Genomic DNA, 2565 nt, shown 5'->3' with positions numbered 1-2565 from the left:
CAGTTTGATGTTTTTGATGGATAAAAGCATCAAATTTATGTCCCTTAAACAACCACATAATTTATTCGATCGATAAATAATAAAAATTTGTTTTGTTTCAAAAAATATGATAATATGATATTATTAATTTATATAGTTTTAGGAGTTGAAATATTATGGCTACTGTTGTTGTCAAAGCAGGAGAACCGCTAGACAAAGTTTTAAAGCGTTTTAACAAGGTTTCTTCGGTAAAACGAAAAGAAGCCCGTAAACGAGAGCATTGAATGAGCAAAAAGGAAAAAAGACGCTATAAACAAGAGCAATCTCGTAGTTTTCGTTAAAAAAATCCCATAACTGGGATTTTTTTATTTTTTTTAAAAATTACTATCTTTTAAAATAACATAATCAACTTTTTTAATTGCGTCCAAATCTTTACCACCAGCATAAGAAATTGATGATTGTAAATCTTCTGTCATTTCTCGAAGAGTTTCAAAGATGCTTCCACGAATTTCAATTAATTCTTTTTTTCCTTCCACATAGCGTTTTTCGCCCTTATTGTACTCACTAGCTGATCCAAAGTATTCTTTATATTTTACACCATCAATTTCAACTTGTTTTCCTGGTGATTCTTGGTGGGCAGCAAATAAACTACCAACCATACACATTGTGGCCCCCATTCGGATTGATTTTGCAATGTCACCATTAACTCGCAATCCACCATCAGCAATAATTGGTTTTGAACTTCCTTTACTACATCATTTCACAGCTGATAATTGTCAGCCACCATTTCCAAATCCTGTTTTTAATTTGGTAATACATACTTTTCCTGGCCCAATTCCAACTTTGGTTGCATCTGCCCCTCAATGTTCTAAATCACGAACGGCTTTTGGTGTTCCAACATTTCCGGCAATAATAAAGGTTTCTTCACCTAAATTAGTACGAATATGTTCAATCATTTTTTTAACACTAAAGGCATGGCCATGGGCAATATCAATTGTAATATAGTCTGGAACTAACTGTTCTTTCTTTAATGTTTCAATTAATTCAAAATCATTTGGTTTAACGCCAACAGAAATTGAAGTAATTAAATTTTTACTTTTAATATGTTTAATAAATTTAACTTGATCAACATTAAAACGATGCATAATATAAAAATAGTTTTTTTCGGCTAATTTTTCACATAATTCTTCATTAACGACTGTTGCCATATTTGATGGGACAACAGGTAAATTAAAAGTATGTTTACCTAATTTAACGGTTGTATCACATTCTTTTCGCGAATCAACAACACATAATTCTGGAATCAATTGAATGTCTTCATAATCAAATGCTTTCACTATATATTTCACCTCACTATTTAAATGTATCATAAAAACAAGGGAAAAAGGGCAGTTTTATTTTTAAAATGTTTAGAAAAATATCTTGTAATGAGGGTTAGAAAGGCATATAATTATTTACATAATTCAAGAAAGGAACAGGGATTATATTAATGATGACAAGAAATTTTGGATTTACTCGTTTTTGAATTGTATTGTCAAGTATTGTTGGAATTGTTGGAATTACCATTGCAGCAGGGGCTTATTTTTATTTATTAGGCCAATATAACAATGGTACTTTTAATGGCGATATCAACACAGCCAATAGTTGGTTAATGAATTCATATGCAGATTTAGCAAGTTATAAAGTAGTAATTTTACTAGTCGTAATTTTCTCTTTCTTTACAACAATTATCTGTAATATTGGGTTAATCCGTTATGCAATCGGCAGTAATGATGCCGAATTATGTGCCAATAAATGAAGTTTAGCGGTTTTATCATTATCACTTGGTGGGTTTTTGGCACCGTTTGCCTTAACATGACTACCAGATACTGATGTTAAAGCAACAAAAAATGCTCGTGTTGTAATTGTCCGCTATTTAGGAACTGCCTGATTAGTATCGGGTCTTGTTAGTATTGCTGTTATTATGATTTTTTATAACAAAGCAACAACTAAAGTTTGAGTAGGCGACTCACAACGAAATTTTGCGATTATGATGGGGGTATTAGCTGCCGTTAGTGTCATAAGCTTAATTTTGGTTCCTGGATTCTACAATAGTCGTGCTATTGCAAATATGATGGCAGAAACTTCTTTTGGAAAATGATTACGCTTTGTGTCAACCGTTTATACTGTTATCGTAACAATGATGTTAATAATTCAAATTATTACCGCATTACTAAAACTAATTGAAGCATTTGGCCGTCTGTTTCAAAAAGGACAAGATGGTTTATCAATTTTTGCTAACATCTTAAACTTTACGTCAACCTTAATTGGAACAATCTTTATGGTTTACTTAATAACAAAAGTAATTAAAGGATTGTGACGTCGTGAAGATGGGTATATGATTAATATTCCACAATATAAAACCGAAGATCGTGCACAACGTCAATATTAGTTGAACTTTAAAAAATGGATTTTATTAATTAATAAAATCCATTTTTCGTTAAAATAAAAAACATTCCCGTCAATTAAATTTAAATTTATGAATAATAAAGAAAAAGAATGTATTTATGAAATACATTAGACTTCTTGCGATACCCTTTTTTATTA

The 2565-nt window shown here is 30.7% G+C and carries 3 protein-coding genes; 2 read left to right on the top strand and 1 reads right to left on the bottom strand.

Annotated elements, in window-relative coordinates; translation table 4 throughout:
* Nucleotides 1-155 precede the first annotated feature (155 nt).
* Complete coding sequence (rpsU, locus tag TS70_RS06260) at nucleotides 156-320, top strand: 30S ribosomal protein S21 (RefSeq protein ID WP_040093382.1); 165 nt, start codon at nucleotides 156-158, stop codon at nucleotides 318-320.
* A gap of 33 nt (nucleotides 321-353) precedes the next feature.
* On the opposite strand, the gene TS70_RS06255 is transcribed toward rpsU, so the two are convergent.
* On the bottom strand, nucleotides 354-1316 hold the full coding sequence (locus tag TS70_RS06255) for a GMP reductase (RefSeq protein WP_198049741.1): 963 nt from the start codon (nucleotides 1314-1316) through the stop codon (nucleotides 354-356).
* 152 nt (nucleotides 1317-1468) lie between these two features.
* On the opposite strand from TS70_RS06255, the gene TS70_RS06250 reads away from it, so the two are divergent.
* Nucleotides 1469-2410, top strand: coding sequence for a hypothetical protein (locus TS70_RS06250; RefSeq protein ID WP_198049740.1), 942 nt, complete (start codon nucleotides 1469-1471; stop codon nucleotides 2408-2410).
* The last annotated feature ends 155 nt before the right edge of the window (nucleotides 2411-2565 follow it).

Origin of the sequence: Spiroplasma sp. hyd1 (genome assembly GCF_016082235.1) — a bacterium.
GTDB lineage: Bacteria > Bacillota_I > Bacilli_A > Mycoplasmatales > Mycoplasmataceae > Spiroplasma > Spiroplasma poulsonii.
Note: the sequence above shows the minus strand (reverse complement) of the source record. Positions and strands in the feature narration are given on the sequence as shown.